At 69.1% G+C, this 21,007-nt stretch carries 22 protein-coding genes; 6 read left to right on the forward strand and 16 right to left on the reverse strand.

The window, feature by feature from the left end:
- Positions 1-15: 15 nt before the first annotated feature.
- Positions 16-1,389, reverse strand: a complete 1,374-nt coding sequence (locus QTI17_RS25830; protein ID WP_286536536.1) for a TAXI family TRAP transporter solute-binding subunit — start codon at positions 1,387-1,389, stop codon at positions 16-18.
- A gap of 113 nt (positions 1,390-1,502) precedes the next feature.
- Complete coding sequence (locus tag QTI17_RS25835; RefSeq protein WP_286536537.1) at positions 1,503-2,519, reverse strand: P1 family peptidase; 1,017 nt, start codon at positions 2,517-2,519, stop codon at positions 1,503-1,505.
- Between the two features lie 65 nt (positions 2,520-2,584).
- On the opposite strand from QTI17_RS25835, the gene QTI17_RS25840 reads away from it, so the two are divergent.
- Positions 2,585-2,842: an AbrB/MazE/SpoVT family DNA-binding domain-containing protein gene (locus QTI17_RS25840; RefSeq protein ID WP_478140757.1), complete on the forward strand. Its 258-nt coding sequence runs from the start codon at positions 2,585-2,587 to the stop codon at positions 2,840-2,842.
- Positions 2,836-3,156, forward strand: coding sequence for a type II toxin-antitoxin system PemK/MazF family toxin (locus QTI17_RS25845; RefSeq protein WP_286536538.1), 321 nt, complete (start codon positions 2,836-2,838; stop codon positions 3,154-3,156). Before QTI17_RS25840 ends, QTI17_RS25845 begins: the two co-directional genes overlap by 7 nt.
- 23 nt (positions 3,157-3,179) lie before the next feature.
- Here the strand turns inward: QTI17_RS25845 and QTI17_RS25850 are convergent, their stop codons facing one another.
- From QTI17_RS25850 to QTI17_RS25895, 11 genes are all read right to left on the reverse strand, one after another.
- Positions 3,180-4,163 (reverse strand): glycerophosphodiester phosphodiesterase, encoded by a 984-nt coding sequence (locus QTI17_RS25850; protein ID WP_286536539.1) that lies wholly within the window; start codon positions 4,161-4,163, stop codon positions 3,180-3,182.
- A complete protein-coding gene (locus QTI17_RS25855; protein ID WP_286536540.1) occupies positions 4,160-4,723 on the reverse strand; it encodes a YceB family lipoprotein in 564 nt (187 codons plus the stop codon). The genes QTI17_RS25850 and QTI17_RS25855 overlap by 4 nt, the downstream gene beginning before the upstream one ends.
- Positions 4,724-4,772: 49 nt before the next feature.
- Positions 4,773-5,567, reverse strand: a complete 795-nt coding sequence (locus QTI17_RS25860) for an amino acid ABC transporter ATP-binding protein (RefSeq protein ID WP_286536541.1) — start codon at positions 5,565-5,567, stop codon at positions 4,773-4,775.
- Positions 5,551-6,204 (reverse strand): amino acid ABC transporter permease, encoded by a 654-nt coding sequence (locus QTI17_RS25865; RefSeq protein WP_286536542.1) that lies wholly within the window; start codon positions 6,202-6,204, stop codon positions 5,551-5,553. The genes QTI17_RS25860 and QTI17_RS25865 overlap by 17 nt, the downstream gene beginning before the upstream one ends.
- A gap of 7 nt (positions 6,205-6,211) precedes the next feature.
- Positions 6,212-6,874, reverse strand: coding sequence for an amino acid ABC transporter permease (locus QTI17_RS25870; RefSeq protein WP_286536544.1), 663 nt, complete (start codon positions 6,872-6,874; stop codon positions 6,212-6,214).
- A 15-nt stretch (positions 6,875-6,889) separates the two neighbouring features.
- Complete coding sequence (locus tag QTI17_RS25875; protein ID WP_286536545.1) at positions 6,890-7,681, reverse strand: transporter substrate-binding domain-containing protein; 792 nt, start codon at positions 7,679-7,681, stop codon at positions 6,890-6,892.
- Positions 7,678-8,475 carry a GntR family transcriptional regulator gene (locus QTI17_RS25880; RefSeq protein WP_286536547.1) on the reverse strand — a complete coding sequence of 266 codons (798 nt, stop codon included), beginning with the start codon at positions 8,473-8,475 and terminating at the stop codon, positions 7,678-7,680. The genes QTI17_RS25875 and QTI17_RS25880 overlap by 4 nt, the downstream gene beginning before the upstream one ends.
- A gap of 228 nt (positions 8,476-8,703) precedes the next feature.
- Positions 8,704-9,138, reverse strand: coding sequence for a GNAT family N-acetyltransferase (locus QTI17_RS35090; RefSeq protein WP_353506730.1), 435 nt, complete (start codon positions 9,136-9,138; stop codon positions 8,704-8,706).
- Positions 9,139-9,256: 118 nt separating this feature from the next.
- Positions 9,257-9,580, reverse strand: a complete 324-nt coding sequence (locus QTI17_RS25885; protein WP_286536548.1) for a hypothetical protein — start codon at positions 9,578-9,580, stop codon at positions 9,257-9,259.
- Between the two features lie 64 nt (positions 9,581-9,644).
- Positions 9,645-10,610: a Bug family tripartite tricarboxylate transporter substrate binding protein gene (locus QTI17_RS25890; protein WP_503011105.1), complete on the reverse strand. Its 966-nt coding sequence runs from the start codon at positions 10,608-10,610 to the stop codon at positions 9,645-9,647.
- 55 nt (positions 10,611-10,665) lie between these two features.
- The gene (locus QTI17_RS25895; protein WP_286536549.1) at positions 10,666-11,106 is read right to left on the reverse strand and encodes an OsmC family protein; all 441 of its coding nucleotides are present in this window, start codon (positions 11,104-11,106) and stop codon (positions 10,666-10,668) included.
- 192 nt (positions 11,107-11,298) lie between these two features.
- On the opposite strand from QTI17_RS25895, the gene QTI17_RS25900 reads away from it, so the two are divergent.
- Positions 11,299-12,993: a long-chain fatty acid--CoA ligase gene (locus QTI17_RS25900; RefSeq protein WP_286536550.1), complete on the forward strand. Its 1,695-nt coding sequence runs from the start codon at positions 11,299-11,301 to the stop codon at positions 12,991-12,993.
- A 58-nt stretch (positions 12,994-13,051) separates the two neighbouring features.
- Here the strand turns inward: QTI17_RS25900 and acpA are convergent, their stop codons facing one another.
- Complete coding sequence (gene acpA / locus QTI17_RS25905; RefSeq protein WP_286536551.1) at positions 13,052-15,274, reverse strand: acid phosphatase; 2,223 nt, start codon at positions 15,272-15,274, stop codon at positions 13,052-13,054.
- A gap of 170 nt (positions 15,275-15,444) precedes the next feature.
- Here acpA and QTI17_RS25910 point away from each other — a divergent pair, with 170 nt between their 5' ends.
- A complete protein-coding gene (locus QTI17_RS25910) occupies positions 15,445-16,839 on the forward strand; it encodes a cytochrome-c peroxidase (RefSeq protein ID WP_286536552.1) in 1,395 nt (464 codons plus the stop codon).
- Here QTI17_RS25910 and QTI17_RS25915 read toward each other — a convergent pair.
- Positions 16,728-17,219 carry a RidA family protein gene (locus QTI17_RS25915; RefSeq protein WP_286536553.1) on the reverse strand — a complete coding sequence of 164 codons (492 nt, stop codon included), beginning with the start codon at positions 17,217-17,219 and terminating at the stop codon, positions 16,728-16,730. The two genes, QTI17_RS25910 and QTI17_RS25915, sit on opposite strands and share 112 nt — an antisense overlap.
- Positions 17,219-18,577 (reverse strand): NAD(P)/FAD-dependent oxidoreductase, encoded by a 1,359-nt coding sequence (locus tag QTI17_RS25920; RefSeq protein ID WP_286536554.1) that lies wholly within the window; start codon positions 18,575-18,577, stop codon positions 17,219-17,221. Before QTI17_RS25920 ends, QTI17_RS25915 begins: the two co-directional genes overlap by 1 nt.
- A gap of 160 nt (positions 18,578-18,737) precedes the next feature.
- On the opposite strand from QTI17_RS25920, the gene egtB reads away from it, so the two are divergent.
- Positions 18,738-19,985 (forward strand): ergothioneine biosynthesis protein EgtB, encoded by a 1,248-nt coding sequence (gene egtB, locus QTI17_RS25925; protein ID WP_286536555.1) that lies wholly within the window; start codon positions 18,738-18,740, stop codon positions 19,983-19,985.
- Positions 19,985-20,974 (forward strand): L-histidine N(alpha)-methyltransferase, encoded by a 990-nt coding sequence (egtD, locus tag QTI17_RS25930; protein ID WP_286536556.1) that lies wholly within the window; start codon positions 19,985-19,987, stop codon positions 20,972-20,974. Before egtB ends, egtD begins: the two co-directional genes overlap by 1 nt.
- The last annotated feature ends 33 nt before the right edge of the window (positions 20,975-21,007 follow it).

Raw genomic sequence — 21,007 nt, forward strand, 5'->3', positions numbered from 1 at the left:
CGAGCGCGCTCCAAGTCAAGCGGGTCCGGTTGAAAGTTCTTGCGCGGCGCCCGCCGCACGCGGTGCGTCCGCGAGCACGCGCCTGCGCACCGCCTCGATGTTGTTGCGCAGCGCATAGAGCTCGTCGGCATAGGACAGCGGCACCGCGACCTTGTTGACCACGCGGTCGAGCTCGCCGAGTTCCTTCAGCAGCGCGTCGGGGTCGCCGGTATGCGCCTCCAGCTTGTGCTCGACCTCGCGCAGCCGTGCATACCAGCGGAACACGCGGCGGCGGACCCGGAACTGGTAGAGCGGCGGCACGATCCGGCTCAGCGGCAGCATCAGCACCAGCAGGCCGCCCAGCACCAGCCACATCCGCTCGACCAGGTTGCTGGCCCAGAACGGCAGGTAGCGCTGCCAGAACGGCGGCGTGCCGTTGATGGCGCGATCGCCTTCGGGGCTGACCGGCAGCTCGCTGGTCCGGGTGTTGGGAAAGTCGCGCGCGCGGTTGAACCAGCCGGCGCCGCCATGCAGGCTCTGCGCGGTCTGTGCGAACAGCTGTCGCAGCGCGGGGTGGGTTTCCTCGCGCGACAGCAGCGAGGTGGTGGCGGCCAGCAGCGACACGTCGTGCGACGGCAGGTCGGCCGCCAGGTCGACCACGCCGCGCGGCAGGTCCACCGGCTGCAGGAAGGCGAATCGCCGCGAATAGGCGTCGCTCTGCTGGAAGTCCATCAACTGGATGTCGGGCGCGCGCAGCAGCCGCTGCACCAGCGGGGATTGCGGTGCCGAGGCCAGCACGATCACGTCGAGCAGGCCGGCCTGCAGCGCTTCGGTCGCGGGCGTCTGCTCGAGGTTCGACAGGTTCAGCGCGGCCGGGTCCATGTGGTTGGCGTGGAACATCCGCTCCATGATGTCGGGCACGCCGCTGCCCGGCTTGTCGACGTTGATGCGCAGGTCCTTGAGCTGGGTCAGCGAGGTCAGGGTGCCGGTCTTGCGGTCGACCCGCTTCGCCGCATCGGTCCGGTAGAAGAACCACAGCGGCTCGAAGAACAGGCTGCCCAGCGAGGTCAGGCCGGCGGCCTCGTCCTTGACCGGATCGGCGCTGCCGCCGCGCACGAAGGCCACGTCGGCGCCGCCGCTGCGCAGCAGCTGCAGGTTGTCGAGCGAGCCGTCGGTGGGCTTGAGTTCGACTTCGATGCCGTTGGCCTTGAGAGCCGCGGCGTAGCGCTTGCCGAACTCGGCATAGGCGCTGCCGGCCGGCCCGGTGGCCAGGGTCACGCGCCGGGGCGGCTGAGGCTGCAGCCACCAGTAGGCGGCGGCCAGCAGGGCGATGACGAGGAAGATGACGGGCCCGGCGGAAGCGATCAGGTCGCGGATCGACAGCAGGAACAGGCGGATGGCTTGGGGCATGCGGAATGTTGGAACGAGGCTCGGGGACACCGCGGTCGCGGCAGCGGCATTTTCTGTGCTTTCCGCCCCCGGCTGGTTACAAAGCGCATGTCGGGTGCCCGCGCCCGAGGCGCTCAGCCCAGGTCGCCGGCGGCCGGGAAGTGGCTGCTGCCGATGCGCACGGAGCGCGCCGCACGCACCGCGCGCACGGTCGCCAGCGCCACGACCTCGGCGGCCATGGTGCCGAGCACCGTCATGCCGGGCGCGTCGCCTTCGAGCGGCACGCGGCCGGTGGCGAGCGCGAAGAGGGTGTCGCCGTCGCTCATCGTGTGCACCGGGTTGATCGCCCGCGCCAGTCCGTCGTGGGCCACGCTGGCCAGGCGGTTGGCCTGCACCTTGGTCAGCACGGCGTCGGTGGCGACCACGCCCAGCGTGGTGTTGGTGCCGGCCAGCAGCGGCTTCGGCAGCTCGCCGCGCAGCAGCGCGCGGCGGGTGTCGAGCAGGGCGCGGCCGTCTTCGGTGCGCGCGCCCGCCACGACGTGACCCGTATCGGGATCGATCACGTCGCCGAGCGCGTTGCAGGCGATCAGCGCACCGACCGTGACGCCATTGACCGTGATCGACGCCGTGCCGATGCCGCCCTTCATGGCTCGTTCGACGCCGAACAGCTTGCCCACCAGCGCGCCGCTGCCGGCACCCACGTTGCCCTCGGCCGGCGCCGCACTGGAGGCCGCCGCGCAGGCCGCGTAGCCGGCATCGGCATCGGGCCGGATGCGGGCGTCGCCGACCGGCAGGTCGAACAGGACGGCCGCCGGAATGATCGGCAGGGTGCCGAATCGGACGTCGAAGCCCACGCCGCGCTCCTCGAGCCAGCGCATCGCGCCGTCGGCGGCGGCCAGGCCCCAGGCGCTGCCGCCGGCGAGCATCACGGCGTGGACCTGCTGCACCAGGTTGCCGGGCGCCAGCAGATCGGTCTCGCGGGTGCCGGGCGCGGCGCCGCGCACGTCGACGCCGGCCACGGCGCCTTCGCGCGCGATGATCACGGTGCAGCCGGTGGGGCGGCGGGGGTCGCTGTAGTGGCCGACTTCGATGCCGGCGACATCGGTGATGGCGCCGGCATGGGGGCGATCGGGAGCAGACTGATCAGACATCGGGCGATTATGGTTGCTGTTCGACCTGTTCAACGGAATCGGCCGGTGATAACATTGTTGCCACCATGAAAGCGCTGCAAGTTCCTATCCGGGCGATCGGAAATTCTCGCGGGATCGTCATTCCCAAGCCACTGCTCGCGCAGGTCGGCCTGGAAGCTGTCGTCGATCTCACCGTCGAGCGGGACGCCATCGTCCTGCGCAAGCCGGCCGCGGCAGTGCGCAGCGGCTGGGCCGAGGCTGCGCGGCAAGTGGCCGAGCGCGGTGAGGACGTGTTGACGATCGGCGATTTCCCCAACGCCGAAGACGATGAGTCGGCATGGTGAAGCGCGGCGAGATATGGCTGATCAACCTTGACCCGACGATCGGGAGCGAGATCAAGAAGAGCCGTCCCTGCGTGGTGGTGTCGCCATCGGAACTGCATGATCATCTGCGCACGGTCATCATCGCGCCGATGGCTTCCAAGGGCTTCGAGGCCCCATTTCGCGTGCCGGTGACGCACGCCGGAACCAAGGGCCTGATCTTGCTCGATCAGATTCGCGCCGTCGGCAAGGCCAGATTGATCCGCCGGCTCGGCGCCGTGTCGGGCAGCCGATTGAAATCGGTTCTGACAACCTTGCAGGAAGTCTTCGCGCAGTAGCAGGTCAGCGTCATCGAGCGCCCTCAGCGACCGCGCTTCGGCGGCAGGGGTGCGCCCCGCTCGCCGAGCAGGTCGCGCAGGATCGCCGGGTCGTCCGTGATGATGCCGTCCACGCCCCAGTCCAGCAGGCGCGCCATGTCGGCGCGCTGGTTGACGGTCCAGGGCAGCACGGCCAAGCCGAGCGCGTGCGCCTCTTGCACCAGGGCAGGGCTCAGATCGTTGTAGGCCGGCGACCACGTCACCGGCCCTTTGCCGTCGCCCGCGGCGGCCTTCACGAGCCGCGGCGCGCTGCCGAAGTCCGCGATCTTCAGGCCCGCGGTCCAGCGGCTGTCCTGCAGCGTCCGGCTGCTCGTGAGGTAGGCGCGCGGCATCAGCGGCGCCGATTGGCCGACCAGCGCCAGCGTGCGCCAGTCGAAGCTCTGCACCGTCACGCGCGGGGCCATGCCGGCCTTGTCGATCTCGGCCAGCAGCGCGCGCACCATCTGCTCGGGCGACGCCGTTTCTTCCGGCCGCCCGGGGTCGAGCTTGGTCTCGATGTTGAAGCGGACGTCGGTCGCGCCGAGTTCGTTGGCCCGCGCGAACAGCGCGGCGAGGGTCGGAATGCGCTCGCCGTCGCGCCACAACTGCTTGGGAAAGGGCTTGCCGTAGCTGCTCTCGGGATTGATCCGGCCGACATCGTAGGTCTGCAATTGCGCCAGCGACAGCGAGCGGATCGGAGGGCCCTTGGCTGGCAGGAAGTTGCCCCGGGTGTCGCGCGTGTGGTCCGGATTGAGCACCGTGTCGTGCGAGATCACGACCACGTCGTCGGCGGTCAGGCCGATGTCGAGTTCGAGCGTGGTGACGCCGATGGCGATCGCATGGGTGAAGGCGCTGAGCGTGTTCTCGGGCGCCAGGGCACGCCCGCCGCGATGGGCTTGCAGGTCGACGGCGCGCTGCTGTGTCGGCGCCGGTGCGGCGCAGCCGGCCAGCAGCAGCGCCGACGCGAGCCAAAGGGCCGGGCGGCTCATTTCAGCGCGACGGTGATGCCGTCGTCCTGAACGGTGATGTCCCCGATTTCGTAGGTCTTGCGGCCGACCGTGAGTTCTTCCGGCTTGAAGGTGCGCAGGGGCTGGTCGCGCAGCAGTTCCTGCGCGACCGCGCCGCCGATCTGCTGCAGCCGCTCGGCGTCGCGGCCGCCCAGGCCCTGCAGCTCGATCCGGTCGGCCTGCGGCCGGTCGAGCCGGACCGCACGCGCCGCGGCGTCGTACTTGAGCGCGCTGCTCACCGTGACGATGCCTTCGACTTGCGAGGGCCGCAGCAGCGGGCTGGCGATCGAGAGCACCGCGGTGATCGCCGCCCGGTTGTTGCGGGCGTCGAGACTGAGCTGGGGATCGCGCAGGCCGACCGTGAAGATCTCGGCGTAGCGCTGCTGCACCGGGAAGCGCTTGGCGACCTGCGCCTGGAGTTCCTCGCGGGTGGCGGTGTATTCGCTGGTGAAGAAGTTGAAGCCGGCCAGGGCGGCCAGCGGCGCCATGGCGGTGGCGCCCCACAGGGCGCGCAGCAGCTGTCGACGGGAATGGTGTGGCATACCCTTCCGAGCTTGCCACAGGCCGGGGGTTCCCGGCCGCGCCCCTCGATCAGTCGTGCAACGATGAAAGAAACTGTTGCAGCTCCGGCGTCTTCGGGCTGCCGAACAACTCCGCCGGCGGCCCCATCTCGTGCACGCGGCCCTGGTGCATGAAGATCACGCGGTCGCTGACTTTGCGTGCGAAGCTCATTTCGTGCGTCACCATCAGCAGGGTCATGCCCTCGACCGCCAGCGACTCCACCACGCGCAGCACCTCGCCCACCAGTTCGGGGTCGAGCGCCGAGGTGATCTCGTCGCAAAGCAGCACCGCCGGCTCCATCGCCAGGGCGCGGGCGATCGCCACGCGCTGCTGCTGGCCACCCGAGAGCTGATCGGGCATGGCGTCGAACTTTTCGGCCAGGCCGACCCGCGTGAGCAGCTTGCGGGCCTGCGAAGCCGCCTCGATGGCGCTGCGCTTCTTGACCAGGGTCGGCGCCAGCATCACGTTCCTGCCGACCGTCAGGTGCGGGAACAGGTTGAAGCTCTGGAAGATCATGCCGACGCGCTGGCGCAGCTCGCGCATCGCCATCGCGCTCTCGTGCAGCAGCGGCTTGCCGTCGACCGTGAGCGAGCCTTCCTGAAACACCTCGAGGCCGTTGATGCAGCGCAGGAGGGTGCTCTTGCCGGAGCCGCTCTTGCCGATGATCGCGATCACCTCGCCGCGCCTGACCTCCAGGTCGATGCCCTTGAGCACTTCGTTGCTGCCATAGGACTTGCGCAGCGCCGTGATGCGCACGATCGGCGCGGCGGAGACCCGGGCGGCGGCAGCGGCTTCGGATGCGGGGGCTTCAGCGACGAGCGACATTGATCTTCCTCTCGAGGTTCTTGGCGTACAGGCTCACGGGAAAGCACAGCACGAAATAAAGCAGGGCGACGCAACTGAACACCACGAAGGGCTTGAAGGTGGCGTTCGAGATCATGCTGCCGGCCTTGGTGAGCTCGATGAAGCCGATCACCGAGGCCAGTGCCGTGCCCTTGATCACCTGCACCAGGAAGCCGACCGTGGGCGCCACGGCGATGCGCGTGGCCTGCGGCAGGATCACGTGGCGCATCTGTTCGCCGAAGCGGAGCGCCAGGCTGCCCGAGGCCTCCCACTGGCCTTTCGGAATGGAGGCTACGCAGCCGCGCCAGATCTCGGTCAGGAAGGCGCTGGTATAGAGCGTGAGCGCGACCGAGGCCGCGGTCCAGGCCGAGACGTCGACGCCGAACAGGGCGATGCCGAAGTAGGCCAGGAACAGCTGCATCAGCAGCGGCGTGCCCTGGAAGACCTGCACGTAGAGGCCGATGAGCCGGTCGGCGACCGGACCTCCCGACAGCCGCGCGAACAGCAGCAGGCCGCCGACCACGCCGCCGCCGACGAAGGCGATCAACGACAGCACCACGGTCCAGCGCAGCGCCAGCAGCAGGTTGCGAAGGATGTCCCACAGCGAGAAATCGGTCATGGGCTTGCTACCTTCCGAAGAAGTACTTGGGGCCGGCCCAGTTGAGCAGGCGGCGGGCACCGACCGACAACGCGAGGTAGATCACGGTGGCGATGATGAAGGCCTCGAAGGCGCGGAAGTTGCGGCTCTGGATCAGGTTGGCCGCGTAGCTCAGCTCCTCGGTCGAGATCTGGCTGCAGACCGCCGAACCCAGCATCACGATGATGATCTGGCTCACCATCGCCGGCCAGACCTTCTTCATCGCCGGCGGCAGCACCACGCGCAGGAACACCTGCACCTTGTTGAGCGCCAGGCTCACGGCGGCCTCGATCTGGCCGCGCGGCGTGGCCTCGATGCCGGCGCGGATGATCTCCGTCGCGTAGGCGCCGAGGTTCATCACCATCGCGATCACCGACGCCACTTCGGGCGACAGCTTGAAGCCGGCCGCGGGCAGGCCGAAGAAGATGAAGAACAGCTGCACGATGAAGGGCGTGTTGCGGATCAGCTCGACATAGCTGCCCACCAGCCAGCGCAGCCAGGCCGGGCCGCTGGCGCGCGACCAGGCGCAGGCGACGCCCACCACCATGCCGATGACTGTCGCGATGGCCGTCAGCCCCAGCGTCCAGAGCACGCCCCGCACCAGCAGGGGCCATTGGCCGAGGACCGCGCCGAAGTCGAATTCGATGCCCATGGCAGGCCGTCGCGATCAGACCGGAAGGTCGCCGGCCGGACGGCCGAGCCACTTCTTCGCCATCGCGTCGAGCGTGCCGTCCTTCTTGGCGTTGGCGATGATCTCGTTGACCTTGGCCTTCAGCGGGTCCTCGCCCTTGGCGATGCCGATGAAGCAGGGGCTGTCCTTGAGCAGCAGCTTGTACTCGGCGCCGAGCTGCGGGTTCTTCTGCATCATGTCGCCGGCGACCGCGGCGCTGGTGGCCAGGGTCTGGGTCTGGCCGGCCACGAAGGCGGCGATGGTGGCGTTGTTGTCCTCGAATCGCTTGTACTCGAGGCTGGCCGGCGCGACCTTGGCGAGCTCCTGGTCTTCCATCGCGCCGCGGGTCACGGCGACGGTCTTGCCGCCCATGTCGGCGAAGCTCTTGATGTTGAGGTTCTTGCCCGCGTAGACCGCCTGGAAGAAGGGCGCGTAGGCGGCCGAGAAGTCGATCACCTTTTCGCGCTCGGCATTCTTGCCCAGGGTGGAGATCACCAGGTCGGCCTTGCGGGTCTGCAGGTAGGGGATGCGGTTGGCGCTGGTCACGGGCACCAGCTCGACCTTGACGCCCAGCTTGCTCGCGATCAACTGCGCCATCTCGACGTCCAGGCCCTGCGGCGTCATGGTCTTGTCGACGGAGCCGTAGGGCGGGTAGTCGGTCGGCACCGCGATCTTGATGAGTTTGGCCTTCATGACGTTGTCGAGCGCGCTCTGGGCATGCGCGAAGCCGGTGGCGAACAGCGTGACGGCGGCGAGTGCGAGCGCGAAACTGCGCTTGGATGACTTCATAACAGGGCTCCTAGGTAGGTCGATGAATCGTCGGGTGAAGCTTCGGGTCCGGCCGCCTTGCGTCCCCTCCTGGCGGGGGTGGTACGCAAGAGCTGTGCCTCGCTCCGGGTGGGGTCGGCCGCGCCCTGCATCGGCGCCAGCGCATCGCGCAGCCGGGCCAGCGGGTCGGTCGGTGACGGCACGCGCAGCGCCGACTGCACGGTGCCGATGTGTTCGCTCATCAGGGCCTCGGCGGCCGCGGTGTCGCCGCGCTCGAGTGCCGCGACGATGCGCACATGGTCCTCGCAGGACTGCGCGGCGTCGTGCGAAGACTGGTAGAGCATCGCGATCAGCGTCGTGCGCGCGGTGAAGTCGCGCAGCGTGTCGGCCAGCAGCGAGTTGCCGAGGCATTCGGCCAGGCAGACGTGGAAGTCGCCCAGCAGGTAGCTGCGGTTGCCGATGTCGCTGTCCTTCAGTGCGGCCTTCTCGCGCTTGAGGTGTGCCTTGAGGGCTCGCAGCGCGTCGCGGCCGATGGCGCCGGCGCTGCGGATCAGGCCGGACTCGATCACGCGGCGGGCTTCGAAGGCTTCGCGCGCCTCGTCCTGCGAGGGTTCGATCACGAACCAGCCGCGGCGCGCGCTCACGGTGACGATGCCGCGGGCCGCGAGCCGTGTCAGCGCCTCGCGCACGATGGTGCGGCTGCAGTCGAACAGCATCGCGAGCTGCTGCTCGCCCAGGCGGGCGCCGGGCGCGAGCTTCTGCGCCATCACCGCTTCGACGATGCGTGCACTGATTTCGGGAGCGCTGATGGACATGCCTGCACATCAGCAGCTTTCATGCCTGCTTGTATGCAAGAAGCTGGTGCATGCATGCGTCCGCGTACGTGCTGGCGAAAAAAAGGCCCGCACGAGGCGGGCCTAACCTTGATTGCACTTGCAGCAATGATTAACACCCCGATTTTCGCGCTCTCCGGCGCGTTTGGGTGTGAAAAATTCGACAGTCGCGGACTGTTACAGGTTTCTCGTTGGTCGGCGCTGCGAAACTCAATCTTCCCACGTGGGAGCGTGGTGTGGCTTGGGTCGGCCGGCCGTGCCGGCCGCGGCTCCAACGTGAACCATCTCGACCATGTGGTCATCCTCAGCGACTGGAACAAACCCAAGGCGACCGTATAACGCGACGGCAGGGTTCGTCTTGAACACCTTGAGGCGCAATCGACGTACTCGCGCAACCAGTGCCATGAGCAATCGTGAACCGATTCCCGATCGTTGATAGCGAGGGTCCAAGCAAATCAGGCGCAGCATTGTGCTTTCCGGCGACTTCTGCAGCCAAACGAATCCGCCAAACTCGCCGTTCACCTCGACAACCTTCGTTGATCCGAGGGACAGGCCACGCGCGAACCCTTGCCGCTGGAACTCCGGATCCCAGCCCCACACTGGCTCAACGTGACATCGCATCGTCCTGGCATAGCACTCGAACATCTGCTCCACATCGTCTGCAATTGCGGGGCGCGTGCTAAAGGATCCAGGGGCAGTCACCCCGATATTCGAACAGATACTCGGTCGGCGTGTCTAGACCGTGATCTGCAGGATCGACACTCTACAAGCCCATGAACTCCGAAATCCTCCGGACGACGGATTTCGGCGGCGGCGTCGAGAAGAGCGTTTCAATGGGCGGTGGAGCGCGCCGGGCGGCCACGGTCTCCAGCGCCTCGGCGACCAGCATCGACGAACCATCGGCCCGCCGCCGCCATGCCCGGGCCACCTGGGCCAGTTCGGCGGGGGTCAGCGGCTTCGGCGGACTGTCCGGGGCGGGCCGCCGCTCCAATTGCTCCGGCGCCAGCCTGGGCCGCCGGCCGCCGAACAGGCCGTCGGGTGCGGGGTCGGGGCGGCGAGAAAAATAAAGATGATCCATGTAAGACATTGTGACTACACGGATTGCGCGTTTGAAGCCGTCCGAAAGTTGTAGGGCGAGCTTTGCCCGGCCCTCAGTCCATCTTCGCGCCCGACGCCTTCACCGCCTTGTCCCAGCGCGGGGTTTCGGCGGCCAGGAACTTCGCGAAGTCTTCGCTGCCCAGGAAGGCCGGATCGGCGCCCTGGCTCACCATGCGCTCGCGCACCTCGGGGCTGGTCAGCACCTGCCTGAAGGCGTCGCTGAGCTTGGCGACGACGTCCTTGGGCGTGCCCGCCGGCGCCAGGAAGCCATAGAAGCCGACCACTTCGAAGCCCTTGATGCCGGCCTCGATCACGGTCGGCACCTCGGGCAGCGCCGGATTGCGGGCGGCGCTGGTCACGGCCAGTGCCCGCACCTTGCCCTGCTTGTGGTAATTGGCCGCCTGCGGGATCGACTCGGCCATGAACTGCACCTGGCCGCCCATCAGGTCGGTGAAGGCCGGCGCGCTGCCCCGGTAGGGGATATGGACCATGAAGATGCCGGTCGCGCTCTTGAACATCTCGGGCACCAGGTGGCTGATGCCGCCGTTGCCGGCCGAGCCGTAGTTGAGCTGGCCGGGCCGGGCGCGGGCGTAGTCGACGAACTGCCGCAGGTTCTGGACCGGCAGCTTGGGCGTGACCAGCAGCGCGAGCGGCTGCATCGCGGTGCGGGCGATCGGCGTGAAGTCGCGCAGCGTGTCGTAGGGCAGCTTGGCGTAGAGCGCGCCGTTGATCACCGCGACGCCGGTGTTCGCCAGCATCAGGGTGTAGCCGTCGGGTGCGCTCTTGGCGACCGCCTCGGCGCCGACCGAGCCGCCGGCGCCGGGCTTGTAGTCGACGATCAGGGGCTGGCCCAGCACCGCCTGCAGCCGGTCGATGAGCAGCCGCGCATGCTGGTCGAGCGGGCCGCCGGCCGGGAAGCCGATGACGATCTTGATCGGCTTGTCGGGAAAGGCGGCCAGGGCGGCCGTCGAAACCGCCAGCCACAGCAGTGCGGCGATGCCTTTGCGGGCCATGTTCATGCGTGTCTCCTCGTTGTGAGGGCGATCATAAACAGCGGCCCGGCGGCCTCGGGCGTCAGGACTTGAGCGTGGCTTTCAGCGTGATCTCCGGCACGCTCGCCAGCGCCTTCGACAGCGGGCAGCCGGCCTTGGCGCCGGCCGCGAGTTCCTGGAACTTCGCCTCGTCGAGGCCCGGCACCACGGCTTCGAGTTCGAGCTGGATGCGATCGATCTTGAAGCCCGGACCGTCCTTGGCCAGCCGCACGGCGGCCTTGGTGTCGATCGAGGTGGCGGTCAGGCCCGCGCCTTCGAGTGCGAAGGCGAAGGCCATCGTCAGGCAGCCGGCGTGCGCCGCGCCCAGGATCTCTTCGGGGTTGGTGCCGCGCTTGTCGTCCTCGAAGCGGCTGGCGAAGCCGTAGGGGTAGTCCTTGATCGCCCCGGTCTCGGTGCTGATCAGGCCCTTGCCGGTCTTGCCGGCGCCTTCCCAGTGAACGCTCGCGTGCTTGTCTGCAGCCATGGAAGCTCCTCGTCGAAATGGGTTGAGAGGCTGCTCTTTTACGGCAGATCGGGCGCCGCGTCTGTCGGTCGATGGCGGTAGCCGGCTTTTTCCTGGCGGCAAGAGGGAGTCGCCCAGGTGACGTCTGTCGGGGCTTCCCCGATGCGTCGGCGCGGCCGGGCATCGTAGGCTCTCACGCTCTCTGGAGACTGTATGGATCGACCGCACTACAAGTTCTGGCCCCAGCGCCTGCCCCATTCGATCACCGTGCCCGCGACCTCGCTCTGGCACAACCTGGCGGTCAATGCCGCGCGCTATCCGCGCAAGCCCGCGCTGGTCTTCTTCGGCAGCGAGATCAGCTATGCCGAGTTCGCGGCCCAGGCCGAGCGGCTGGCCGGCACCTTGCACGCGCTGGGCGTGCAGCGCGGCGACCGCGTCATTCTGGACATGCAGAACTGCCCCCAGCTGGTGATCGCGCATTTCGCGATCCTGCGGGCCAATGCGGTCGTGGTGCCGGTCAACCCGATGAACCGGGCCGAGGAGCTCAAGCACTACATCACCGACCCGGATGCCAAGTTCGCGATCACCACCGGCGACCTGGCACCCGAGCTGGCCAAGGCCAGCAATGCGCTCGATCCCAAGGACCGGCTGGCGCACATGATCGTCACCCAGTTCACCGACACCTTCGACCCCGAAGTGACCGGCGACGAGGCCCCGGCGCCGGCATGGCGCGACTGGCTGCTGACGCAGCATCCGCTGCCGGCCCTGGAGGGCGGCGCCGTGATGCGCTGGACCGAGGCGCTCGCCGCTGGCCATCCGCCGCCCGAGCACGTGGTGGGTGCCGACGACATGGCGCTGCTGCCCTACACCAGCGGCACCACCGGCCTGCCCAAGGGCTGCATCCACCATCATTCGAGCCTGATGCACAATGCCTGCGCCGGCCAGCTCTGGGGCCTGGGCTCGGCCGAGGTGGTGGTGCTGGCCGTGGTGCCGATGTTCCACATCACCGGCGTGGTCAGCATGATGCACACCACGGTGCTGATCGGCGGCACGCTGGTCATCATGCCGCGCTGGGACCGCGACGTCGCCGGGCGCCTGATCTCGCGCCGCAAGGTCACCAGCTGGACCAACATCCCGACCATGGTCATCGACCTGATGGCCAGCCCGAATTTCGCCAGCTACGACCTCAGCAGCCTGAGCTACATCGGCGGCGGCGGTGCCGCGATGCCGCAGGCCGTGGCCCAGCGCCTGTTCGAGCAGTTCGGCCTCAAGTACCAGGAAGGCTACGGCCTCACCGAGACCGCCGCGCCCTCGCACGCCAACCCGTTCGAAAACCCGAAGCAGCAGTGCCTGGGCATCCCCTACATGAGCACCGACGCGCGGGTGGTCGACCCCGACACCCTGGTCGAGATGCCGGTCGGCGAATCGGGCGAGATCATCATGCGCGGCCCGGGCGTTTTCGAGGGCTACTGGAAGCGGCCCGACGCCACGGCCGCGGCCTTCATCGAGTTCGAGGGCCAGCGCTTCTTCCGCTCGGGCGACATGGGGCGCATGGACGAGGACGGCTACTTCTTCATCACCGACCGCCTCAAGCGGATGATCAACGCCAGCGGCTTCAAGGTCTGGCCGGCGGAGGTCGAGCTGCTGATGTTCCGCCATCCCGCGATCCAGGAGGCCTGCGTGATCGGCACCAAGGACGCCTACCGCGGCGAGTCGGTCAAGGCGGTGGTGGTGCTGCGCCCCACGCACAAGGACACGACCGAGCAGGAGATCATCGACTGGTGCCGCGAGAACATGGCGGTCTACAAGATCCCGCGCGCGGTGCAGTTCGTCGACGCGCTGCCCAAGAGCGGCAGCGGCAAGGTGATGTGGCGGCTGCTGCAGGAGGCCGAGAGCGGCAGCGCCTGAGCCAGTCGCCGCCTGCCGCCGCAGGCCGGGGCGCGCAACGCCCCCGGCCCCATGCGCATCAGGACTTGCCGCCGAAGTCCAGCGCGGCCGTGAGGTCGCCCATCGGATGGGCGCCGTTCTTCACCAGCGCCGCATCGCGCTCGAGCAGGCCCTGCAGCGGCGGCAGCGACCAGCGGTGCGTGATGAAGCGCAGGGTCGAGGCGGTGTCGTACGGGGTCTTGTCGACGTAGCCCTTCTTCGAGAAGGGCGAGACGATCAGCGCCGGGATGCGCGTCCCCGGGCCCCAGCGGTCGCCCTTGGGCACCGCGGCGTGGTCGTAGAAGCCGCCGTTCTCGTCGTAGGTGATGACGACCAGCATGTGGCCCCATTGCGGGCTGGCCTTGAGTTTCGCGACCAGGTCGGCGATGTGCTCGTCGCCGTCCTTGATGTTGGCGTAGCCGTTGTGCTGGTTCAGGTTGCCCTGCGGCTTGTAGAAGCTCACGGCGGGCAGCTTGCCGGCGGCGGCGTCCTTCAGGAAGTCGCTGTCGAAATCCTTCAGGTGCGCGGCGCGGGCGTCGGCGTGCGCCACCGGGTCGAAGCTCGCGTAGTAGTTGAAGGGCTGGTGGTGGAACTGGAAGTTCGGCGACTGCGCCGCCGGCGGCACGGCGGCCGGGAACTTGCGGTCGCCCTCGGCGATGGCGGTGGTGCTGTTCCAGGCGCCGCCATACCAGGCCCAGCTGAGCCCCTTCTTGTCGAGCAGGTCGCCGATGGTGGTCTGGGTCTGCGGCGGCAGCGTGTTGGCCTTGGTCGGGTCGGCATAGAGCTTGGTGCTGTCGCCGGCCGCCGGCGCATTGCTGCTCGGCTGGTAGGGCGGCTGCATCGTGTTCACTGCATAGAAATTGCCGCTGGCGTCCTTGGGCGTCAGCGTGTTGTCGTTCTTGTAGACCGCGGCGCCGGCCAGGACCGAGGCCGGCGAGGTGGCGGCCGGCGTGAGGCGGACGAAGTTGCCGCTGGCATCGACGTCGATGGCCGAGATCGAGGCCTTGGCCGGCGAGCTGTCAGCGTCGGCATTGGGATAGACCGGCGCGCAGGCGCACACCAGGTACTGGTGGTTGAGGAACGAGCCGCCGAAGGCGCCCATGTAGAAGTTGTCGGCCAGGGTGTTCTCCTGCGCCAGCTTCCACAGCTTCATCTGGCTGCCGTCGAAGTAGCCCATGCTCAGCGCACCGGCGTCGGAGTAGGCTGCGAACTTGTCGTTCTTGCCGCCGTTGATCTGCATCTGGTTGTTGTAGAAGCGATGGACCAGGTCGCGCGTGATGGTGGTGCCGTCGATCGCGGTGCCGGTGTTGAAGAAGCCCGCGGGATCGTCGATGCGGAACATCTTGTTGGGCATGCCTACCGTCTGCGCCTGCGTGATCACGGTGGTCTGCCCGCTGGCGGTGACGCCGCCCCAGACCGGCGGAAGTGCCGGCAGCACCGAGCCGTCGAAGTCCTTCTGCGCCTCGACGCTGCCGGTCGACGAAGGGTTGACGCCCGGGATGCCGTTGGCGCCGGGATAGAGCCCGTAGAGGTTGTCGAAGCCGCGGTTCTCGGCGTAGATGACGACCACGTTCTGGATCTGCTCGAGCGCGAAGCGGTTGCGCAGCGCCTGCGCGATGTTGCCGCCCGCGCCGGCCTCGGCCACGGCCTCGGCGATGCGCTCGATCGACTGGTCGATCTCCACCTGCAGCGCGGTCCGGACGGCGACGTCGGTGATCTTGTTGTGGTCGGCCAGCAGCTGGGCCTCGCTGACGCCGATGCGCGCGGCCAGCGCGGTGCGGGCGGCGGCCAGGTCGCCGCCGTTGGCATCCATCAGCGCGGCGAGCTCGGTGCTGATGGCGCTCACCACGCCGTTGGCGCCGGCCGGCGCGCGGAACACCAGCGCATCGGTGACGGCGCTCTCGACGCCGGTGGCCGGGTCGAAGCGCTTGCTCGCGGTGCCGATCTCGGCCACCAGCGCGCCCTGGCCGTTGACCTTGAACGCGCCGTTGGCGTCGGTGACGGCGCTGGCCTCGCCGCTGTCGCAGCGGCCGTTGTTGTTGGCGTCGATGCAGACCTTGGCATTGCGGTAGTAGCTGCCGGTGACCACGCCCGAGGTGGTCGGCGTGGCGGCGCTGGTCGGCAGGAAACCGAAGTTCGATCCGCTGCTGCCTCCGCCGCAGGCGGCGACCACCGCGACGGCGATGATCGAGGCGGGCCAGGGCGCGAGGCGCAGGAACTTGGCGCGCAGGGGAGCGCGTTCGCTGTTGGAAGTGCGGTTCATCATGTGAGGTGTTCTTGGATGTCGATGAGCTGGCCGAATGGCCAGCGTCCGCGATGCTCTGCCGGCTTCGTGACAAGGAGATTTCAGCGCGGCTGTCATGGCGCTGACACGGGTCCCGGATAGGCTGGGCTCCCCGCACCGCCTCCGTTCCCTGAAGGCGGCGCCCCTCGATGCCGCTCTTGTTTCCGTCGTTCTCCCGCTTCGTCCCGCACGGTCTCACCGTCCTGCTCGCCATGGCGCTGGTCGGCTGCGAACGACCGGCGCCGCAGGCAGCGGCCGCCACGCCCGCCACGGCGCCGGTCCCTGCCTACGTGGGAGCGACCTATGCACCGGTCCCCGGCCGGCCGCAACCCGGTGCCGCGCAATTGACCGCCCTGGGCCGACGGATCTTCTTCGACGCCTCTTTGTCGGCATCCGGCACGCAATCGTGCGCCAGCTGCCATGACCCGCGCCATGCCTACGGCCCGCCGAACGCGCTGTCGGTGCAACTCGGCGGCGCCGACGGCCGCACGCCGGGGCCGCGTGCTTCACCGTCGCTGCGTTACCTGCAGACGCTCGCCGCCTTCAGCGAGCACCATCACGACAACGACGGCGATGACAGCATCGATGCCGGACCGACCGGCGGCCACATGTGGGACGGCCGTGCCGATTCTGCCCACGCGCAGGCCGCGCTGCCCCTGCTGTCGGCGGCCGAGATGGCGAACGCCTCGATCGAAGAGGTGGCGCACAAGCTCGCGCGGGCCGCGTATGCGGACGAGCTGCGGGCGGCCTTCGGCGACGACCTGTTCCAGGACGACGCGGCGGCGTTCCGGGCCGCCAGTCTGGCGCTGGAGGTGTTCCAGCAGTCGCCCGCCGACTTCTATCCGTTCACGAGCAAGTTCGACGGCGTGCTGCGCGGCCAGCTGAAACTGGACGCCGCCGAGGCCCGCGGGCTGAAGCTCTTCAACGCGCCGGACAAGGGCAACTGCGCCGCCTGCCACATCAGCGAACGCACGCCGGACGGCGCTTTTCCGCTGTTCACCGACTTCGGCATGATCGCCATCGGCGTGCCGCGCCATCGCGGCTTGGCGGCCAACGCGGATCCGGACTTCCACGACCTCGGCCTGTGCGGGCCGATCCGCACCGACCTGCGGGACCACCCCGAATATTGCGGCCTGTTCCGCACGCCGAGCCTGCGCAACGTCGCGCTGCGCCAGGCCTTCTTCCACAACGGCGTGTTCCATTCGCTGGAGGAGGCCGTGCGCTTCTATGCGCAGCGCGACAGCGCGCCGGGGCGCTGGTACGGGCGCGACGCCAGGGGCCGGACGGTGCCGTTCGACGACCTGCCCGCGCAGTACCACGGGAACGTCAACACCGAGCCGCCCTTCGGCCAGCATCGCGGCGACCGGCCGGCCTTGAGCGAAGCGGAGATCCGCGACGTGGTCGCGTTCCTGAAGACGCTGACCGACGCCGATCAGCTGCCGCCGTCGAACTCGACCTCGGCCTCGATCTCGACCGGGATGTCGAAGGGCAGTTCGGCCAGGCCGACCGCGCTGCGCGCGTGGGCCCCGACCTCGGGGCCGTAGAGTTCGAGGATCAGGTCCGAGAAGCCGTTGATCACGGCCGGCATGCGGTTGAAGCCGGCCGCGGCGTTGACCATGCCGAACACCCGCACCCAGGCGCTGACGCGGTCGAGGTCGCCGAGGGCGCGCTGCAGGCTGCCGAGGATGCCGAGCGCTGCCAGGCGTGCCGCTTCATAGCCCTGCTCGACGCTGAGTTCGCGCCCGACCTTGCCCAGCGGCAGGGCGAGTCCGCCGTCGCTGGCGGTCGGGCCGTGGCCCGATATGAACGCCCGCCGGCCGACCAGCCGGACCCACGGAAAGGGCAGCACCACACCGGGCGGCAGCTTGGCGGGCGGCGGCAGCGACAGGCCGAGGATCTGCAGTTTCTGCTCGATGCGTGCCATCAGTCTTTCCCCTTGGCGCGGACGTCCGCCACGACCCGCGCATAGCGCTGGAAGCTCCAGTAGGCGCTGGCCCAGTCCATCAGCACCACGAAGCGGTTGCGGAAACCGATCAGGAAGTAGATGTGCGCGAACAGCCAGAACAGCCACGCCAGCTTGCCCGAAAAGCGCAGCGGCCCGAACGGGCTGCCGAGGTCGACCACGGCCGAGTTGCGGCCGATGGTGGCGAGGTTGCCGTAGTCGCTGTAGCGGAAGGGCTCGGTCGGCTGGCCCGCGATCCGGCGCAGGATGTTCGAGGCCGCGGCGCGTCCCATCTGCTTGGCACCGGGCGAGACGCCGGGCACCGGCGTCGGCTCTTTGCCGGGCTGGTGGCTCATCGCGGCCGCCAGGTCGCCGACCACGCTGATGTCGGGCCGGCCCGGCAGGCTCAGGTCGGGCAGGACCTTGACCCGGCCGGCGCGGTCGGTCTCGGCGCCGGTGGCCGCGGCCAGCATCCGGCCGAGCGGCGAGGCGGCGACGCCGGCGGCCCAGATCACGCAGCCGCAGTCGATGCGGTGGCTGCCGAGGCCGGCGCCGCCATCGCTGAACGGGGAGGCGATCTGCAGCCCGGTTGCGTCGATCGCGGTGACGCGGGCGTTGAGCCGGACCTGGACGCCGAGCTTCTGCAACTGTTCCAGCGCCCGCTGGCTCAGCGACTCGGGCATCGCCTGAAGCACGCGGGGACCACCCTCGATCAGCAGCACCTCGGCGCTGCTCGGGTCGATGTGGCGGAACTCGCCTTCGAGGGTATGGCGGGCGATTTCGGCCAGCGTGCCGGCCATCTCGACCCCGGTCGGGCCGGCGCCGATGACCGCGAAGGTCAGCAGCGCGCGCCGCCGCACCGGATCGGTCTCGACCTCGGCCGCCTCGAAGCTCACCAGCACGCGGCGGCGGATCTCGAAGGCGTCGGCCAGGGTCTTGAGGCCGGGTGCCATCGGTTCCCAGGCGTCGTTGCCGAAGTAGCTGTGGGTGGAGCCGGCGGCGACGATCAGGTGGTCCCAGCCCAGCTGGCTGCCGTCGGCCAGTTGCACCGTGCGGGCCGCGGGATCGATCTGCGTCACTTCGCCGAGCAGCGTCGTCACGTTGGAATGGCCGCGGAACAGCACCCGGATCGGCGCCGCGATGGACGGCGCGGCCAGGCCCGCGGTGGCCACCTGGTAGAGCAGCGGCTGGAACAGATGGTGGTTGGTCTTGTCGACGATCGTGATGTCGACGTCGGCTTTCTGCAGCTTGCGCGCCGCCTCCAGGCCGCCGAAGCCGCAACCGACGATGAGGACATGGGGGCGGCCGGAAGCCGGGGCCGTCGGCGGGGGGATGCTCATCCGCCGGATGATACGCAGGGACCGGGTCGGCGCCGGGCTGGCAGGCGGAAGCGAGTTGTGCCAAAGTGGCGCGTTCCGGTCAGCGCGCAGGCGCGACCTCGTCCTACGGCGTCTCCCCGCCTGCATCGGCTAGAAACACCCAAGTCAAACTGGAGACCCCATGAACCTGATCCGGCCCAAGCTGCCGGCGGCAGAGGCGTTGCGCGAACTTTTCGAGGCCGTGCGCGCGCACAGCCTCGAACTGGCCGCCCCCCTGTCGGCCGAGGACCAGTGCATCCAGTCGATGCCCGACGCCAGCCCGACCAAGTGGCACCTGGCACACACCACCTGGTTCTTCGAGACCGTGCTGCTGCAGCCGCACGCGAGCGGCTACCAAGCGTTCGACCCGCGTTTCCACTATCTGTTCAATTCCTACTACGAGGCGCTGGGACCGCGCCACCCCCGGCCCCAGCGCGGCCTCCTGACGCGGCCCTCGCTCGACGAGGTGCACGCGTACCGGCGCCACGTCGACCGCGCGGTGCTGGAGCTGATCGCGCACGCCGGGGAAGCCGACTGGGCGACCATCGAGCCGATCCTCACGCTCGGCCTGCACCACGAGCAGCAGCACCAGGAACTGATCCTCACCGACATCCTGCATGCGCTGTGGTGCAACCCGCTGCTGCCGGCCTACCGCGCGCCGGGCGGACCGGGGCTGCGTCTCGCATCGTCCCCGCCGCCGCTGAACTGGCTGGAGCGCCCCGGCGGCGTCGCCGAGGTCGGCCACGTCCAGGGCGGCTTTGCCTTCGACAACGAGATGCCGCGCCACCAGGTCCTGCTGCGCCCCCATGCGATCGCCGACCGGCTGGTGAACTGCGGCGAGTTCGCCCAGTTCGTCGCCGACGGCGGCTACCAGCGGCCCGAGCTCTGGCTGTCCGACGGCTGGGCGGCGGTGCAGGCACAAGGCTGGCGCGCACCGGCCTACTGGCTGGCGGCCGACGACCCGCGGCTGGCGCACGAAGGTGTGCCGGGCGGCTGGCAGGTGTTCGGCCTGCACGGGGTGCGGCCGCTGGAACCCGAGGCGCCGGTGGCGCAACTGAGCTTCTTCGAGGCCGCGGCCTACGCCGAATGGGCCGGTGCGCGGCTGCCGACCGAATTCGAATGGGAGGCCGCGCATGACGCGCCCGGCATCGCGCAGATGAGCGGGCAGGTCTGGCAGTGGACCCGGTCTTCGTACGATCCCTACCCGGGCTTCCGGCCGCTGGCAGGCGTCGCGGCCGAATACAACGGCAAGTTCATGGTTGGCCAGCTGGTGCTTCGCGGCGGCAGCGTCGCGACACCCCCGGGGCACACGCGGCCCAGCTACCGCAACTTCTTCCCGCCGGCCGCACGCTGGCAGTTCTCAGGGCTGCGGCTCGCGAAAGACCTCTGATGGGCAATCCGGCATTCAACCTCCATGCGTTCCGCGCCGCGCAACGCGCAGCGCCCCTGTCCGACTTCGCGCGCGAGCTGTTCGCCGGCCTGAGCCTCGACGCTCGCAGCATCTCGCCGAAGTTCTTCTACGACGTCGCGGGCTCGGCCCTGTTCGATCGCATCTGCGAACTGCCCGAGTACTACCCGACGCGCACCGAGCTGCGCATCCTCACCGAATGCGCCTCGGAGATCGCCGCCCAGATCGGTCCCGATGCCGAGATCATCGAGTTCGGCGCCGGGTCGCTGACCAAGGTGCGGCTGCTGCTCGACGCGCTCGAGTCGCCGCGGCGCTATGTGCCGATCGACATCTCAGGTGCCCATCTCGAGGCCGCGGCCGAGCGGCTGCGCACCGACTATCCGCGGCTGGCGGTGCAGCCGGTGGTGGCCGACTACACCATGCCGCTGGTGCTGCCGCCGGGGCGCGGCAATGGCGCCGGCCAGCGCGTCGGTTTCTTCCCGGGCTCGACGCTGGGCAATTTCTCGCCCGACGAGGCGCTGGCCTTCCTGCAGCTCGCGCACCGGCTGCTGCGCGGCGGCGGCCTGCTGCTGGGGGTCGACCTGGTCAAGGATCCGGCGCTGCTGCACGCCGCCTACAACGACGCCCAGGGCGTCACGGCGGCCTTCAACCTCAACCTGCTGCGGCGCGCCAACACCGAGCTCGGCTGCGACTTCGATCTCGACGGCTTCACGCATGCGGCCTTCTACAACTCGCCGCTGCGGCGCGTCGAGATGCACCTGGTGAGCCGCCGGGCGCAGGCGGTGATGCTCGACGGCCAGCGATTCCAGTTCGACGAGGGCCAGACGCTGCACACCGAGAACTCGCACAAGTTCACCGTCGAGGGCCTGCGCGCGCTGGCCGTCAAGGCGGGCTTCCGGCCGGCGGCGGTGTGGACCGATCCCGAGCGGCTGTTCAGCGTCCACTGGTTGCAGGCGCCCGCGGCACAATAGGGCGCTGCCCCCGTTGTGGCGGGCACCGGAGAA

It is taken from the genome of Variovorax sp. J31P179 (genome assembly GCF_030316985.1).
Classification (GTDB): Bacteria; Pseudomonadota; Gammaproteobacteria; order Burkholderiales; family Burkholderiaceae_C; genus Variovorax; species Variovorax ginsengisoli_B.

Bases quoted from the DNA above. Each gene is read 5' to 3' on its own strand.
- QTI17_RS25830 (WP_286536536.1), bottom strand. From the start codon at position 1,389: ATGCCCCAAGCCATCCGCCTGTTCCTGCTGTCGATCCGCGACCTGATC.
- QTI17_RS25835 (WP_286536537.1), bottom strand. From the start codon at position 2,519: ATGTCTGATCAGTCTGCTCCCGATCGCCCCCATGCCGGCGCCATCACC.
- QTI17_RS25840 (WP_478140757.1), top strand. From the start codon at position 2,585: ATGAAAGCGCTGCAAGTTCCTATCCGGGCGATCGGAAATTCTCGCGGG.
- QTI17_RS25845 (WP_286536538.1), top strand. From the start codon at position 2,836: ATGGTGAAGCGCGGCGAGATATGGCTGATCAACCTTGACCCGACGATC.
- QTI17_RS25850 (WP_286536539.1), bottom strand. From the start codon at position 4,163: ATGAGCCGCCCGGCCCTTTGGCTCGCGTCGGCGCTGCTGCTGGCCGGC.
- QTI17_RS25855 (WP_286536540.1), bottom strand. From the start codon at position 4,723: ATGCCACACCATTCCCGTCGACAGCTGCTGCGCGCCCTGTGGGGCGCC.
- QTI17_RS25860 (WP_286536541.1), bottom strand. From the start codon at position 5,567: ATGTCGCTCGTCGCTGAAGCCCCCGCATCCGAAGCCGCTGCCGCCGCC.
- QTI17_RS25865 (WP_286536542.1), bottom strand. From the start codon at position 6,204: ATGACCGATTTCTCGCTGTGGGACATCCTTCGCAACCTGCTGCTGGCG.
- QTI17_RS25870 (WP_286536544.1), bottom strand. From the start codon at position 6,874: ATGGGCATCGAATTCGACTTCGGCGCGGTCCTCGGCCAATGGCCCCTG.
- QTI17_RS25875 (WP_286536545.1), bottom strand. From the start codon at position 7,681: ATGAAGTCATCCAAGCGCAGTTTCGCGCTCGCACTCGCCGCCGTCACG.
- QTI17_RS25880 (WP_286536547.1), bottom strand. From the start codon at position 8,475: ATGTCCATCAGCGCTCCCGAAATCAGTGCACGCATCGTCGAAGCGGTG.
- QTI17_RS35090 (WP_353506730.1), bottom strand. From the start codon at position 9,138: ATGTTCGAGTGCTATGCCAGGACGATGCGATGTCACGTTGAGCCAGTG.
- QTI17_RS25885 (WP_286536548.1), bottom strand. From the start codon at position 9,580: ATGTCTTACATGGATCATCTTTATTTTTCTCGCCGCCCCGACCCCGCA.
- QTI17_RS25890 (WP_503011105.1), bottom strand. From the start codon at position 10,610: ATGAACATGGCCCGCAAAGGCATCGCCGCACTGCTGTGGCTGGCGGTT.
- QTI17_RS25895 (WP_286536549.1), bottom strand. From the start codon at position 11,106: ATGGCTGCAGACAAGCACGCGAGCGTTCACTGGGAAGGCGCCGGCAAG.
- QTI17_RS25900 (WP_286536550.1), top strand. From the start codon at position 11,299: ATGGATCGACCGCACTACAAGTTCTGGCCCCAGCGCCTGCCCCATTCG.
- acpA (WP_286536551.1), bottom strand. From the start codon at position 15,274: ATGAACCGCACTTCCAACAGCGAACGCGCTCCCCTGCGCGCCAAGTTC.
- QTI17_RS25910 (WP_286536552.1), top strand. From the start codon at position 15,445: ATGCCGCTCTTGTTTCCGTCGTTCTCCCGCTTCGTCCCGCACGGTCTC.
- QTI17_RS25915 (WP_286536553.1), bottom strand. From the start codon at position 17,219: ATGGCACGCATCGAGCAGAAACTGCAGATCCTCGGCCTGTCGCTGCCG.
- QTI17_RS25920 (WP_286536554.1), bottom strand. From the start codon at position 18,577: ATGAGCATCCCCCCGCCGACGGCCCCGGCTTCCGGCCGCCCCCATGTC.
- egtB (WP_286536555.1), top strand. From the start codon at position 18,738: ATGAACCTGATCCGGCCCAAGCTGCCGGCGGCAGAGGCGTTGCGCGAA.
- egtD (WP_286536556.1), top strand. From the start codon at position 19,985: ATGGGCAATCCGGCATTCAACCTCCATGCGTTCCGCGCCGCGCAACGC.